This is a genomic window from Microbispora sp. NPDC004025 (assembly GCF_053604425.1).
Window position 1 is genome coordinate 325293 of sequence record NZ_JBSGHN010000002.1, and the last position, 13573, is coordinate 338865.

Genomic DNA, 13573 nt, shown 5'->3' on the forward strand with positions numbered 1-13573 from the left:
ACCCCGCGCCAGGGCGGTCCGGGCTTCAGTGAGAACCCGCGGGCGCGTCCAGCGCGGCGCGGATGCGGGCGGCGTAGTCCTCCATCTCGGCATCGCCGTCGTACTTGACCCGGGGCCAGAAGAAGCCGCGCAGGCCGTCCTTGCGGTTGCGGGGCACGACGTGGACGTGCAGGTGGGGCACGCTCTGACTGATCCGGTTGTTCATCGCGACGAACGTGCCGGCCGCGCCGGTGCCCGTCTCGACCGCGCGCACGACGGCCTGGACCCGGCCGAAGAACGGCCCGACCGATTCCGGCGGAAGGTCCGGCAGGGTCTCGGCGTGGCCGCGCGGCACGACGAGCACGTGCCCCTTGAACACCGGCCGGGCGTCGAGGAAGGCCGCGGCGACCTCGTCGTCCAGCACCACGTGGGCGGGCCGCTCCCCCGCCGCGATCTCGCAGAACACGCAGCCGTCCACGGTCACCAGCCCAGGGTGGCGTCGCCCTCGACGAGGGCCTTGGCGATGATCAGCCGCTGCACGTCGTTGGTGCCCTCGCCGATCGCCATGAGCGGCGCGTCCCGGTAGAGGCGCTCGACCACGAACTCCTGCGAGTAGCCGTACCCGCCGTGGACCCGCATCGCCTCCATCGTCGCCCGCAGCGCCACCTCCGAGGCGAAGTACTTCGCCATCGCGGCCTCGCTGCGCACCGGCCCCGCCTCCGATTTCGTGGCCGCCCAGTACGTCATGAGCCTGGCCGCCTGGATCTCGGTCGCCATGTCGGCCAGCTTGAGCTGGATCGCCTGGAAGCCGGCGATCGGCTGCCCGAACGCGTGCCGCTCGCGGGCGTAGCCCAGGGCCGCGTCGTAGGCGCACTGGGCGACGCCGACAGCCCGGGCGGCGATGTTGAGGCGGCCGAGTTCGAGCGCCGACAGCACCTGCTGCATGCCGCGCCCCTCCACGCCGCCGAGCAGCCGGGACGCCGGCACCCGCACGCCGTCGAGGACCACCTCGCACGTCTCCGTGCCCTTGTAGCCCAGCTTGGGCAGGTCGCGGCTGACGGTCAGGCCCTCGCTGCCGGCGTCCACGAGCAGCACCGACATCCCGCGGTGGGCGGGCGTCTCGATCGAGGTCTTCACCAGGACGGGCAGCGGATCGGCGTGCCGCGCGTTGGTGATCCACGTCTTGGTCCCGGTGACGACGTAGTGGTCGCCGTCGCGGACCGCCCGGGTGGCGATGCCCTGCAGGTCGGTTCCCGCGCCCGGCTCGGTGAGCGCGATCCCGGTGCGGCGCGCTCCCGTGGCGAGGCCGGGCAGGTAGTGGCGGCGCTGCTCCTCGGTGCCGTACTTGGCGATCATCCAGGCGGACAGCGAGTGGGAGCCGAGCACCCCCGCCACGCCCATCCAGCCCCGGGCGATCTCCTCGAAGACCAGGGCGAACGACACGCGGTCGAGGTCGAGCCCGCCGTACTCCTCCGGGATCGTGACGCCGAACAGCCCCAGCTGCGCGAACCGCTCGACGATCTCCGCCGGGTAGCGGCCCGTGCGCTCCCACTCCGGCGCGACGGGGACGATCTCCTTGTCCACGAACTCCCGCAGCGTCCGCTGGAACAGCCGCTGGTCCTCGTTCAGCTCGAAGTCCATCACGCCTCCATCGGGCCGGTCTTGGCGCGCGGGAAGTATCCCTTGTCGTGTGGCGCGTCACGCTTGTAGACCATCACCGCGCGCCGCCAGGACATCACCTCGTCGCCGTCCTGGTTCAGCCCCCGGGTCCGGCAGGTGACGATGCCGGCGTACGGCCGGGAATTCGACTCGCGCTTGTCCACCACCATCGACTCGGCGTAGAGCGTGTCGCCCACGAAGACCGGATGGGTCAGCCGGATCTCGTCCCAGCCGAGGTTCATCATGGCCGTCTGGCTGACGTCGATGACCGACAGCCCGAGCACGATCGCCACCGAGAGCCCCGAGTTCACGATGATCTTCCCGGCCGGAGACCCGGCGGCGAAGTGCGCGTTGAAGTGGTTCTGGTTGGTGTTCATCGTCAGCAGCGTGAACCAGGTGTTGTCGGGCTCGCTGATCGTGCGGCCGAGTGGGTGCTGGTAGACGTCGCCGACCACGAAGTCCTCGTAGTAACGCCCGATCCGGGCTTCATGGACCGTCACACCAGAATACTATTCTGGATCTTCCCGCCACAGGAGGACCCACGGCACCGGTTCTCCAACGTTCGGAACAGTTCCGGACATGCACAGACCTGGCATACGGGCCTCGGGTCTCCAACAGTGGGGACTGCTTCGCACGGGCTCCACCGCTGTGGAACGCGGCCGAGCCCGGGCCCCGCGACAGATCCCCCAACCGAGACTCGAAAAAGGAGCTCGTCATGCGCCGACGTATCGCCGCCGCCGTTCTCACCGCCCTCATGTCCATCGGCGTCACCGCCGCGATCGCCGCGGCGTCGGCCACGCCGGCCAGCGCGGACTACTACTGCTGCTGACCGGGCCCGTCCCCGTCCTCTCCTGTGCCGCAGAGAAGGCGGGGGCCCCTGCGGCCATCAGGAAGGCCCGGCGCCGGGCCGGGCCTTCCTGATACTCCCGACGCGTCGGCGCCGGGGCGGCCTCAGGGCGCGTCGGCCTCCTGGCGCGCTTCGCGCCGCGGCTCGGGCACCTCGCTCAGGCCTTCCTCGGGTTCGGGGTTCTTCGGGGGGTCGCGGGGGTCGACGTACGGCTCCGCCGGGGACTCGCCATCCGCGATCCTGCGGCCGCGCTGGAGCTCGGCGTCGAGTTCGGCGCCGCAGAGGATGACGATGTTCGACAGCCACAGCCAGACGAGGAAGACGACGACGGCCGCGAGCGTGCCGTACGTCTTGTTGTAGGAGCCGAACCGCGCGACGTACAGCCCGAAGCCGGCGGACACCACGACCCAGGCCACGACTGCGAGCAGGCTGCCGGGGCTGAGCCACCGCACGCCGGGCTGGCGGACGTTGGGCGCCGCGTAGTAGAGCAGGGTGATCATGCCCGCCGCGAGCAGCACGAGGACCGGCCACTTGGCGATGCCCCAGACCGTGACCGCCGTCGGCCCGAGGCCGATCAGGTCCCCCGCGATCTCGGCGAGCCGGCCGGTGAAGGTGACGGCGAGCGCGGAGGCCGCCATCAGGATCACCAGCAGGAGCGTCAGCCCCACCCGGAGCGGGGTCACCTTCCAGAACGGACGGCCCTCGCGGATGTCGAAGATCGCGTTGGTCGCCCGGATGAACGCGCCCATGTAGCCGGAGGCCGCCCACAGCGCGAGCAGCAGACCCGTGATCGCGAACACCCCGGCGGTGCCCTGGTGCTGCTGGACGTTGGCGAGGCCGGTCTCGAGCATCTGCTGGACCGGCCCCGGCGTCAGCGACTTGATGTTCCCGAGCAGCGGTTCCGTGGCGCTATGGCCCAGCAGGCCGAGTATCGACACCAGCACGATCAGCCCGGGGAAGATCGAGAGGACGGCGTAGTACGTCAGCGAGGCCGCCCAGTCGGGAACGTTGTCCTCCTTGAACTCCTTGGCCGTGCGTTTGACGACTCCGATCCAGTCGCGACGCGACAGCCTCTTGAGCGGCCCCTGCTCGTCCTCGGGGTCGGTCATCGGTGGGCGAACCTCCGCATGAGCGTGTGACGTGCCTGCGGGAACATCCGGCGGCCGCCGAACATGCGGGTCCTGCCGAACACGCCGCGCGTTCCCCTGCCGCCGAACATGGCCTTCCGGCCGAACGTGTTCATCCCGCCGAAACCGCGCTTACGGCCGGGCATGCGCAGCCCGCCGAAGGCGCTCTTCCCACTGAACGCGCCCTTGCCGCCGAGCGGGCCCATGCCGCCGATCCTCTTCTTGGCGCCGAACATCCGGTAGCCGCCGGCCGGCTTACCGATCTTGCCGGAGGTCCCGAGCCTGCCCATCCCCCGGGCCACGCGGCCTCCGCCGAACCCGCGCATCCTCGACGACATGCCCTGCCTCTGGAACATGCCGGACATGCCCGGCCTCGTCGTACTGCCCTGGTTCCGGGCGATCAGGCGGCGCAGCAGCAGCAGCGCGGTCCCCGCGGCTCCGGCGGCGGCGACCAGGCCGGGACGGCGCCTCGCCTGCTCACCCACCCTGCCGGCGGCTCCCCGCACCGGTTCCGGCGTGACGTCGCGCACCCGGCCGGTGACCTCGGCGACCCTGGCCCGCGCGGCGGCGGTGGTCGCGTGCACGCGCTCCTGCGCCCGCGCCTTCACATCGGCCTTGGCGGCCAGCGCCTCGATCGTGTCGCCGAGGTGGTCGCGGGTCCGTTCGATCTCCTGGCGGACCTCGGCGATCTCGTCGTGGCCCTTCTTCTCGTCCTCGCCCTTGGTCTCGGTGTCCCGGGCCGCGGCGACGGGCTCGGGACCGGGCCGCGACTGCCGCACGGCGTTCAGCGACTCCGGCTCGGTGACCGGCTCGGACACGTCCTGTCTGTGCACCCCCACGGCGCCGGCGTTCGGCCGGGCCGCTCCGGGGTCGGTCTCGGTCATCTGCGCGCACTCTCCTTCATGACGTCGATGTCTGCTTTGAGGCTGCGCATCGCCTCGTCGGGAGTGGGCGGCGCCGCCCGGGACACCTGCTCCTTGCCCACCAGGGCGAGCAGCCCGGCGAGCGCGAGCAGCGCGGCGCCGATGATCAGGGCGCTGGCCCAGGCGGGCAGCACCAGCGCGAGCGCCAGGATCGCCGTGGCCACGAGGGCTCCCCCGCCGTAGAACGCGATGAGACCCGCCGCGCCGAGCAGGCCCGCGCCCATACCCGCGCGTTTGCCCTTGCGCGTCATTTCGAGCCGCGCCAGCCGCAGTTCGTCGCGGATCAACCGGGAGACGTCCTCGGACAGCCGTCGGACGAGTTCGCCCGTGGACAGCGACTCCTTCTGGATGGTCATGGCCTGCCTCCCTTCCAGGGTTGGGAAGCGCCTACCCGCAGCCGAGAGCCCTAACCACCGGCCTCGGCGGGCTGAACGGCCGGGCCGTTACAGATGAAAGTTTCAGTTATGAATTCTCGCCACATCTGTCAGGGAGGGGCAAAAGACCAGCAAGGGGCCCCGGCTCACGGCGCGGCCGGATCACCGGGTGAGGCGTCGGCAACCTGTCATTGACATACGGGGGGCCCAATCCACAATCCTGTTGTGGGAGCGCTCCCATCCTACCGGTTCAGATTCACCCTTGCCCGCATCGGCCGCGAAATCCGCTACCTGGGATTTCTTCATCCGATGCTCCCACCCCCAAACCACTTTGGAGACCCTCCAAAAATGAGAACGAGAGCTCTTAGTACGGGAGCGCTCCCACGATCGCGGAAACCGCTGGCACTGCTGGCGGCCGCCACCGTGAGCGGCGGCCTTCTCGTCGGGCTGGCGCAGACTCCCGCGTCCGCCGCCGTGTCCTGCGACGTGCAGTACGCGCTCAACTCCTGGGGTTCCGGCTCGGGCGGCTTCACGGCCAGCCTGGACATCAAGAACCTGGGCGACCCGGTCAGCAACTGGACGCTCCGGTTCACCTTCCCCAACGGACAGAGACTGTCGAACGGCTGGTCGGCCAACTGGAGCCAGAGCGGCACCACCGTCACGGCCACGAACATGTCCTGGAACGGCAACCTGGGCACCGGTGCGACGACCAACGTCGGATTCCAGGGAACGTGGACCGGCAGCAACAACAAGCCCGCCTCGTTCTCCATCAACGGGGTGACCTGTGGGGCGGTCGTGAGCCCCTCCCCGCCGGTGAGCCCGTCGCCGTCCCCCTCGCCGTCGCCGTCCCCGTCGCCCGTCGTGTCGCCCTCGGCCAACGTGTCGCCGTCGCCCGACGTGTCGCCGTCGGCGAGCCCCACCCCGGGCACGGACAACCAGTACGTCCAGAACTTCCTGACGATGTACAACAAGATCCACGACCCGGCCAACGGGTACTTCTCGCCGCAGGGCGTGCCGTACCACTCGGTCGAGACGTTCCTCGTGGAGGCGCCGGACCACGGCCACGAGACCACGTCCGAGGCGTACAGCTACTACCTGTGGCTGGAAGCCATGTACGGCAAGGTCACCGGTGACTGGTCGAAGTTCAACACGGCGTGGCAGTCGATGGAGAAGTACATCATCCCGGCGCACGCCGACCAGCCCACCAACGACAAGTACGACCCGAGCAAGCCGGCGACGTACGCGGGTGAGTGGGACGACATCAGCGGCTACCCGTCGAGGCTCGACAGCAGCGTCAGCGTCGGCAGCGACCCCATCGCCAACGAGCTGAAGAGCGCCTACGGCACCTCCGACGTCTACGGCATGCACTGGCTGCTGGACGTCGACAACGTCTACGGCTACGGCCGCTGCGGCGACGGCACCACCAAGCCGGCGTACATCAACACCTACCAGCGCGGCCCCGAGGAGTCGGTCTTCGAGACCATCCCGCAGCCGTCGTGCGACACCTTCAAGTTCGGCGGCCCGAACGGGTACCTCGACCTGTTCACGGGTGACGCGTCGTACGCGAAGCAGTGGAAGTACACCAACGCGCCGGACGCCGACGCCCGCGCCGTCCAGGCCGCCTACTGGGCGCTGACCTGGGCGACCGAGCAGGGCAAGCAGTCGCAGATCTCCACCGCGGTCGCCAACGCGGCGAAGATGGGTGACTACCTGCGCTACGCGATGTACGACAAGTACTTCAAGCAGCCGAACTGCACCAGCACCTCCTGCCCGGCCGGCACCGGCAAGAACGCGTCGAACTACCTGCTGTCGTGGTACTACGCCTGGGGCGGCGCGACCGACACGTCGGCCGGATGGGCCTGGCGCATCGGCTCCAGCCACAACCACTCGGGCTACCAGAACCCGATGGCGGCCTGGGTGCTGTCGAACGTCAACTCGCTGAAGCCCAAGGGTTCGACCGCCGTCAGCGACTGGTCGACCAGCCTCACCCGCCAGCTGCAGTTCTACAAGTGGCTGCAGTCGGCCGAGGGCGCCATCGCCGGCGGTGCGACCAACAGCTGGCAGGGCCACTACGCCTCCCCGCCGTCCGGCCTGCCGAAGTTCTTCGGCATGGCCTACGACTGGCAGCCGGTCTACCACGACCCGCCGTCCAACCAGTGGTTCGGCTTCCAGGTCTGGACGATGGAGCGCGTGGCTGAGCTCTACTACGCCACGGGCAACAGCGACGCCAAGGCCATCCTCGACAAGTGGGTCACCTGGGCGCTGTCCGGCACCACGATCAACGCCGACGGCAGCTTCCGGATGCCCTCGACCCTGAGGTGGACCGGCCAGCCGGACTCCAGCTTCAGCGGCCCGGGGATGCCGGCGGCCAACACCGGCCTGCACGTGACCATCCAGGACTACACCGACGACGTCGGCGTGGCCGGTTCGTACGCCAAGACCCTGATGTTCTACGCGGCCAAGGCGAACCACGCCCAGGCCAAGAGCACGGCGAAGGCGCTGCTCGACGGCATCTGGAAGAACAACCAGGACGCCAAGGGCGTGTCGGTCAACGAGACCAAGGCCGACTACAACCGCATCGACGACCCGATCTACGTCCCGTCCGGCTGGACCGGCAAGATGCCGAACGGCGACACGATCAACAGCAACTCGACCTTCATCTCCATCCGGTCCTTCCTCAAGAACGACCCGGACTGGCCGAAGGTCCAGTCGTACCTGAACGGCGGATCGGCCCCGGTCTTCCGCTACCACCGCTTCTGGGCGCAGACGGACGTCGCGACCGCGCTCGGACAGTACGGCCTGCTCTTCCCCAACGGCTGAGCGGGTCCCCGTGAGCCGGGGTGCGGTGTCGCCTGACCCTTCACCGCACCCCAAGGAAGTGTCCCGGCGGGACACGACCGAATAAGCAGGGGCGCGGCGGCGCCTGACCCGCCGCCGCGCCCCCGACCCCCCACCTATGCGAGGCACATCTCCATGCGGCGTACGTTTCCGGCACTGGCGGCGCTGATCATCTCCACCGCGGTCGTCCCGGCCGCGGTCCCCACCTCGGCTTCCGCGGCCCCCGCGTACAACTACGGCGAGGCGTTGCAGAAGTCGCTCTTCTTCTACGAGGCCCAGCAGTCCGGCAAGCTGCCGTCCACCAACCGCGTCACCTGGCGCGGCGACTCGGCGCTGAACGACGGCAAGGACGTCGGGCTCGACCTGACCGGCGGCTGGTTCGACGCCGGCGACCACGTCAAGTTCGGCCTGCCGATGGCGGCGAGCACCACGATGCTCGCGTGGGGCGCGGTCGAGTACCGCGACGCCTACGCGTCCTCGGGCCAGCTCACCTACCTGCTGAACAACCTGCGCTTCGTCAACGACTACTTCGTGAAGGCGCATCCCTCCCCCAACGTGCTGTACGGGCAGGTCGGCAGCGGCAACCCCGACCACGCCTGGTGGGGGGCGGCCGAGGTGCTGCCGATGAGCAGGCCCTCGTACAAGATCGACTCCTCGTGCGGCGGGTCCGACCTGGCCGGCGAGACGGCGGCCGCGATGGCGGCGTCCTCGATCGTCTTCCGCCCCACCGACCCCACGTACGCCGACAAGCTCCTCACCCACGCCAAGCAGCTGTACTCCTTCGCCGACACCGTGCGCGGCAAGTACAGCGACTGCATCACGGACGCGTCGAACTTCTACAAGTCCTGGAGCGGGTACAACGACGAGCTGGTGTGGGGCGCCATCTGGCTCTACCGCGCCACCCAGGACGCCTCCTACCTCGCCAAGGCCGAGTCGTACTACGCCAACCTCGGCACCGAGTCGCAGTCGACGACCAAGTCGTACAAGTGGACGATCGCCTGGGACGACAAGTCGTACGGCTGCTACGCGCTGCTGGCGAAGCTGACCGGCAAGCAGCAGTACACCGACGACGCCAACCGCTGGCTCGACTGGTGGACGGTCGGCGTCAACGGCCAGAAGGTGAACTACTCCCCCGGCGGCCAGGCCGTGCTCGACCAGTGGGGATCGCTGCGCTACGCGGCCAACACCTCCTTCGTGGCACTCGTCTACAGCGACTGGCTGACCGACGCCACGCGCAAGGCCCGCTACCACGACTTCGCCGTCCGCCAGATCAACTACGCGCTCGGCGACAACCCGCGTAAGGCGTCGTACGTCGTCGGTTTCGGGAACAACCCGCCACGTAACCCGCACCACCGGACCGCACACGGCACCTGGACCAACAACCAGAACGGCGAGCCGGAGCAGAGCCGGCACATCCTGTACGGCGCGCTCGTCGGCGGGCCGAAGACGGCCGACGACGCCTACGCCGACAGCCGGGCCGACTTTGTGATGAACGAGGTCGCCACCGACTACAACGCGGGCTTCACCAGCGCGCTGGTGCGGCTGTACAAGGAGTACGGCGGCACGCCGCTGGCGAACTTCCCGGTCGCGGAGACCCCCGACGGCCCGGAGATCTACCTCCAGGCGGCGGTCAACGCCACGGGCCAGAACTTCACCGAGATCAAGACCATGGTCTACAACCACTCGGCCTGGCCCGCCCGCGCGCTGACCGACGGGTCGTTCCGCTACTACTTCACCCTCGACGGCGACACCACGCCGGGCCAGATCACCCTGACGGCGAACTACAACCAGTGCAAGCCGCCGACCGGGCCGACGCAGTTCTCCGGCAAGGTCTACTACGTCACGATCGACTGCTCGGGGCAGACCATCGCACCGCAGGGTCAGTCGGAGTCGCGGCGTGAGGTGCAGTTCCGCATCGCCAGCGCGGGCAGCTGGGACCCGTCCAACGACTGGTCGTACACCGGGGTGTCCACCACGCCGTCCACGCCGGCGACGGTGCAGAACATGACGCTGTACTCGGGGTCCACCAAGATCTGGGGCAACGCGCCGGGCACCGAGCCGTCCCCGTCCCCCAGCCCCTCGGTCTCCCCGTCCCCGTCGCCCAGCCCGTCCGCGTCGCCGTCGTCAAGCCCGTCGCCGTCTCCGTCTCCGTCGCCCAGCCCGTCGCCGTCGCCGTCGCCGTCGCCGTCGCCGTCGCCCAGCCCGTCGCCCGTCACCGGCAAGGCGTGCACCGCCACGTACAAGCTCACCAACTCGTGGCAGGGCGGCTTCCAGGCGGACGTCACCGTGCTCAACTCCGGTGGCACGGCCATCTCCGGCTGGACGGTGGGGTGGTCGTTCCCGAACGGCCAGACCGTCGCCCAGCTGTGGAGCGGCACCGTCAGCCAGAGCGGTTCGAACGTCACGGTGAAGAACCTGTCCTGGAACGGCGGCCTGAACCCCGGCGCCACCACGAGCTTCGGCTTCACCGGCAACGGCTCGGGCACCACCCCGGCCCTCACCTGCACCCCCGCGTAGCCCGCGCTCCCGGGCTCGCCCAAGTCGCCCGCCTTCCCCGGATGGACCCCTCTCCGGGGAAGGCGGAGCACCAACCCCCATCGCGGACCGACCGGCGTGGAGCGGACGGTCCGGCGTCCCGGCGACGACCGGGCAGTGCGAGGAAGGGAGATCGATGATCAAGAGAGCGATCACCACGGCGGCCCTGGTCCTGGTGTCCACCGGGATCGCGGCCGTTCCGGCGTCCGCGGACTCGATCGGCTGCGGGGCGAAGTACGCGATCACCAGCGAATGGCCCGGGACCCGGGACGCCACCGCGCTCGGGCAGGTCACCGTGACCAACACGGGTTCGTCCGCCAGCAAGGGCTGGCGGGTGTCGTGGCGCTACACCGACGGCAGCGTCGTCACGCAGGTGTGGGGGGCCGTCCCCCTCCCGGTGATCGGCATCGTCGGCGCCCATGCGTTCGGCAACGAGAGCTACAACGGCAATCTCCCCGTCGGCGGCTCGACCGTCTTCGGCTTCGCCGCCCGCCTGGGCGGCGGAAAGGCACCGGACGTGACCTGCACGCCCGCCTGACCGGCGGGCCGGCGGCCTCCCTGGACCGGCAGGACTAGAGGAGAGCAGGCTTCTCCAGCCATATGATCAATTATGTGATCAATACCGATATAGACGATCCCCCGGGACAAACTCCCGGGGGATCGTCGTCTTCCGCTATTCGAACATGACGCAACCTGACACGTCACACCATGCCATGCCGAATCACCACGACTCGGGAGGCATGTTCACGTCGCCGACGCGGTCGTAGATGACGGTCTCGTCCGCCAGTCTGACGACCACCACACGGCGGGCGAGTCCCGCTCGTTCCAGCGCCTTCGCGGACTCCACGGCGTTCTTGGCATAGTGGTAGCGGTCACGGCTACCGGTGAACGGGCTCTCCCTGTCGCACCGGACCTCGTAGCGGTCATCCGGCCAAGGGTGAGGAAGCCCGTCAGTAGTGCGGCGCTCGGTAGCGGTCGCGGTCATTGCACACCTCTCTTGTCGCGGAGGGACCTCCGCTCAGAAAGACCCCCCTGCCCCCCCAACGTCTAAGTATTCCTCATATGCAACATTTGTTTCACGGCAACCCCCTCGAACAGAGGGCCGAGGACAGCACGATGTCACGCGAGGGGCAGCATGGCCTGTCACGGCCGCAGGACGTATCCCACGCCCCGCACCGTGTGGATCAGCGGCCGCCGGCCGGCGTCGATCTTCTTGCGCAGATAGCTGATGTACAGCTCGACCACGTGCGCCTGCCCGCGGAAGTCGTACGACCAGACGCGGTCGAGGATCTGCGCCTTGCTCAGCACCCGCCGGGGGTTGCGCATGAGGAAGCGCAGCAGCTCGAACTCGGTCGGCGTGAGCTCGACCGGCTCCCCGTCGCGGGTCACCTCGCGGGCGTCCTCGTCCATCACCAGGCCGCCCACCACCAGCCGGTCGCCCTCGGCGCTGCGCGCCATGCCGGCGCGGCGCAGCAGCCCGCGCAGCCGGGCGAGCACCTCCTCCAGGCTGAACGGCCTGGTCACGTAGTCGTCACCGCCCGCGGTGATGCCCGCGACGCGGTCCTCCACGGCGTCGTGCGCGGCCAGGAACAGCACGCGCACGTCCGGAGCATCGGCACGCAGGCGGCGCAGCACCTCCAGCCCGTCCAAGCCGGGCAGCATGATGTCCAGCAGCACCGCGTCGGGCCGGAACTCCCGTGCCTCCTTCACCGCCGACGTCCCGTCCCCCGCCGTGCGCACCTCCCAGCCCTCGTATTTCAGCACCGCCCCGAGGACCTCGACGAGGTCCGGTTCGTCGTCGACCACGAGGACGCGTACGGGGTTCCCATCGGGGCGGACCAGCCCGGGCCGGTCGTTCGAAGTCTTACGCATGATGGGGTCAAGGGTCCTCCCCCCTCACCGGGCATGCCCTGTGAGCCACCTCAGAGAATCCTATGAATGGTCTCGACCCCCACACCGGCCGGCCCGCGACCGAGCCGGCCTCGGTGACGGTCATCGGCCCGCACCTCCCCCTCACGGACGCGTACGCCACCGGCACCATGCCCCGCCCATCGCGCCGTCGCTCGCTCACCGCGCGAGAGCGTGCTTGAGCCGCGTGGTGGCGGCCACGGCGGGCCACAGGCGGGTGGCCAGGTTCCTGGCGACGATGCCGCCTCGCGTCGCGGGGACCAGAAGTGCCGACGCCTGAGCGACGTTGCGCTGCTTGGGGTCCACCAGGCGCCGGTGCGCCGCCTCGTAGCGCCGGAAGGCCGCCGCGGGATCGCCGGCGTGGGCGGCCAGCGCCTCGGCGAGGGTGAACGCCCCCGCCATGGCCAGGGTGGAACCGTCCCCGAACAGCGACACGCAGGACGCGGCGTCGCCGAGGAGCCCGACGCGGCCCTTCCACCACCGTGGCAGGCGCACCTGGCTGACGGAGTCGAAGTAGAGGTCGTCGGCGGCGCGCACCTGTTCGAGCAGCTCCGGCGCCCGCCAGGACACGTCCGCGAAGGCGTCGATCAGCATCCGCTTGTGCTGCTCGGTGTCGCGGTGGTCGAACTCCGGCGCCGCCGGGCTGCGGTAGAGGAAGAACGCGCCCGCGGGCCGCGGATTGACGGCGATCGCCTTCCCGGGCGTGTTGTGCATGAGGATGTCCCGGCCCGCCCCGGCCGCCCCCTCGGCGAGCGGCGCCGTCGCGACGTACAGGCCCATGTGGCGCACGAGCCCGCCCTGCGGTGTCCCCCTCTCCTGGCCGAACGTGAGGCGCCGTGTCACCGAGTGCAGGCCGTCGGCTCCGATCACCAGGTCGAAGCGGCGGGGGGCGGCGTGCTCGAAGGCGACGTCCACTCCGTGCTCGTCCTGGCCGAGCGCCGCGATGGAGTCGTCGAAGAGGAACTCGGCGTGGTCGCGGCTCGCCTCGTACAGGATCGACGCGAGGTCGCCGCGCGGCACCTCGACCTCGTCCGGCCGCTGCACGGCGCGCATGTCCATCCGGCCGACCCGCCTGCCGGCCGCGTCGACGAAGCTGACCCCCGTCGTGCCGGTGGCGGCTCGGCGCAGCCGGGGCATGACGCCCATCCGTTCCGCGACCGGGACGGCGGGGCCCCGGACGTCCACCGGATTGCCGCTGGACCGGGGCTCTCCCCCGCGTTCCACGACCGTGACCCGGAATCCGTGCCTGGCCAGCCAGTAGGCCAGCGTCGGGCCCGCGATTCCGGCCCCCGAGATCAGCGCTGTCGTCATGTCGCATCCCCTAACCGGAAGATTTTCCTCCGCATAAACGACGGTATCCTAACCGGAGGAAAATCGTCCAGA

The 13573-nt window shown here is 69.8% G+C and carries 12 protein-coding genes; 3 read left to right on the forward strand and 9 right to left on the reverse strand.

The window, feature by feature from the left end:
• Positions 1-25: 25 nt before the first annotated feature.
• From ACWEQG_RS05900 to ACWEQG_RS05925, 6 genes are all read right to left on the reverse strand, one after another.
• Positions 26-463: an HIT family protein gene (locus tag ACWEQG_RS05900; RefSeq protein ID WP_452282117.1), complete on the reverse strand. Its 438-nt coding sequence runs from the start codon at positions 461-463 to the stop codon at positions 26-28.
• Complete coding sequence (locus tag ACWEQG_RS05905; RefSeq protein WP_452282119.1) at positions 460-1620, reverse strand: acyl-CoA dehydrogenase family protein; 1161 nt, start codon at positions 1618-1620, stop codon at positions 460-462. Before ACWEQG_RS05905 ends, ACWEQG_RS05900 begins: the two co-directional genes overlap by 4 nt.
• Complete coding sequence (locus tag ACWEQG_RS05910) at positions 1620-2138, reverse strand: MaoC family dehydratase (RefSeq protein ID WP_452282121.1); 519 nt, start codon at positions 2136-2138, stop codon at positions 1620-1622. The genes ACWEQG_RS05905 and ACWEQG_RS05910 overlap by 1 nt, the downstream gene beginning before the upstream one ends.
• Positions 2139-2589: 451 nt before the next feature.
• Entirely contained in the window at positions 2590-3594 is a 1005-nt protein-coding gene (locus ACWEQG_RS05915; protein WP_452282123.1) for a YihY/virulence factor BrkB family protein, read from the reverse strand.
• Positions 3591-4496, reverse strand: coding sequence for a DUF3618 domain-containing protein (locus ACWEQG_RS05920; RefSeq protein ID WP_452282124.1), 906 nt, complete (start codon positions 4494-4496; stop codon positions 3591-3593). The genes ACWEQG_RS05915 and ACWEQG_RS05920 overlap by 4 nt, the downstream gene beginning before the upstream one ends.
• The gene (locus ACWEQG_RS05925; RefSeq protein WP_346228197.1) at positions 4493-4891 is read right to left on the reverse strand and encodes a phage holin family protein; all 399 of its coding nucleotides are present in this window, start codon (positions 4889-4891) and stop codon (positions 4493-4495) included. The genes ACWEQG_RS05920 and ACWEQG_RS05925 overlap by 4 nt, the downstream gene beginning before the upstream one ends.
• Positions 4892-5332: 441 nt before the next feature.
• Here ACWEQG_RS05925 and ACWEQG_RS05930 point away from each other — a divergent pair, with 441 nt between their 5' ends.
• The 3 genes from ACWEQG_RS05930 to ACWEQG_RS05940 all read left to right on the forward strand — a co-directional run bounded on the left by ACWEQG_RS05930 (position 5333) and on the right by ACWEQG_RS05940 (position 10820).
• Positions 5333-7729, forward strand: coding sequence for a glycoside hydrolase family 48 protein (locus ACWEQG_RS05930; RefSeq protein WP_452282126.1), 2397 nt, complete (start codon positions 5333-5335; stop codon positions 7727-7729).
• 153 nt (positions 7730-7882) lie between these two features.
• Positions 7883-10264, forward strand: a complete 2382-nt coding sequence (locus tag ACWEQG_RS05935) for a glycoside hydrolase family 9 protein (protein ID WP_452282128.1) — start codon at positions 7883-7885, stop codon at positions 10262-10264.
• 154 nt (positions 10265-10418) lie between these two features.
• Positions 10419-10820, forward strand: a complete 402-nt coding sequence (locus ACWEQG_RS05940; RefSeq protein ID WP_452282130.1) for a cellulose binding domain-containing protein — start codon at positions 10419-10421, stop codon at positions 10818-10820.
• A 183-nt stretch (positions 10821-11003) separates the two neighbouring features.
• On the opposite strand, the gene ACWEQG_RS05945 is transcribed toward ACWEQG_RS05940, so the two are convergent.
• The 3 genes from ACWEQG_RS05945 to ACWEQG_RS05955 all read right to left on the reverse strand — a co-directional run bounded on the left by ACWEQG_RS05945 (position 11004) and on the right by ACWEQG_RS05955 (position 13501).
• Complete coding sequence (locus ACWEQG_RS05945) at positions 11004-11267, reverse strand: hypothetical protein (protein ID WP_363466919.1); 264 nt, start codon at positions 11265-11267, stop codon at positions 11004-11006.
• Between the two features lie 158 nt (positions 11268-11425).
• Positions 11426-12154 carry a response regulator transcription factor gene (locus tag ACWEQG_RS05950; RefSeq protein WP_452282132.1) on the reverse strand — a complete coding sequence of 243 codons (729 nt, stop codon included), beginning with the start codon at positions 12152-12154 and terminating at the stop codon, positions 11426-11428.
• Between the two features lie 195 nt (positions 12155-12349).
• The gene (locus ACWEQG_RS05955; RefSeq protein WP_452282134.1) at positions 12350-13501 is read right to left on the reverse strand and encodes an FAD-dependent monooxygenase; all 1152 of its coding nucleotides are present in this window, start codon (positions 13499-13501) and stop codon (positions 12350-12352) included.
• Between the last annotated feature and the right edge of the window lie 72 nt (positions 13502-13573).

Coding starts and splice junctions, on each gene's coding strand:
- ACWEQG_RS05905 (WP_452282119.1), bottom strand. CDS start 1,620: ATGGACTTCGAGCTGAACGAGGACCAGCGGCTGTTCCAGCGGACGCTG.
- ACWEQG_RS05915 (WP_452282123.1), bottom strand. CDS start 3,594: ATGACCGACCCCGAGGACGAGCAGGGGCCGCTCAAGAGGCTGTCGCGT.
- ACWEQG_RS05920 (WP_452282124.1), bottom strand. CDS start 4,496: ATGACCGAGACCGACCCCGGAGCGGCCCGGCCGAACGCCGGCGCCGTG.
- ACWEQG_RS05925 (WP_346228197.1), bottom strand. CDS start 4,891: ATGACCATCCAGAAGGAGTCGCTGTCCACGGGCGAACTCGTCCGACGG.
- ACWEQG_RS05935 (WP_452282128.1), top strand. CDS start 7,883: ATGCGGCGTACGTTTCCGGCACTGGCGGCGCTGATCATCTCCACCGCG.
- ACWEQG_RS05940 (WP_452282130.1), top strand. CDS start 10,419: ATGATCAAGAGAGCGATCACCACGGCGGCCCTGGTCCTGGTGTCCACC.
- ACWEQG_RS05945 (WP_363466919.1), bottom strand. CDS start 11,267: ATGACCGCGACCGCTACCGAGCGCCGCACTACTGACGGGCTTCCTCAC.
- ACWEQG_RS05950 (WP_452282132.1), bottom strand. CDS start 12,154: ATGCGTAAGACTTCGAACGACCGGCCCGGGCTGGTCCGCCCCGATGGG.
- ACWEQG_RS05955 (WP_452282134.1), bottom strand. CDS start 13,501: ATGACGACAGCGCTGATCTCGGGGGCCGGAATCGCGGGCCCGACGCTG.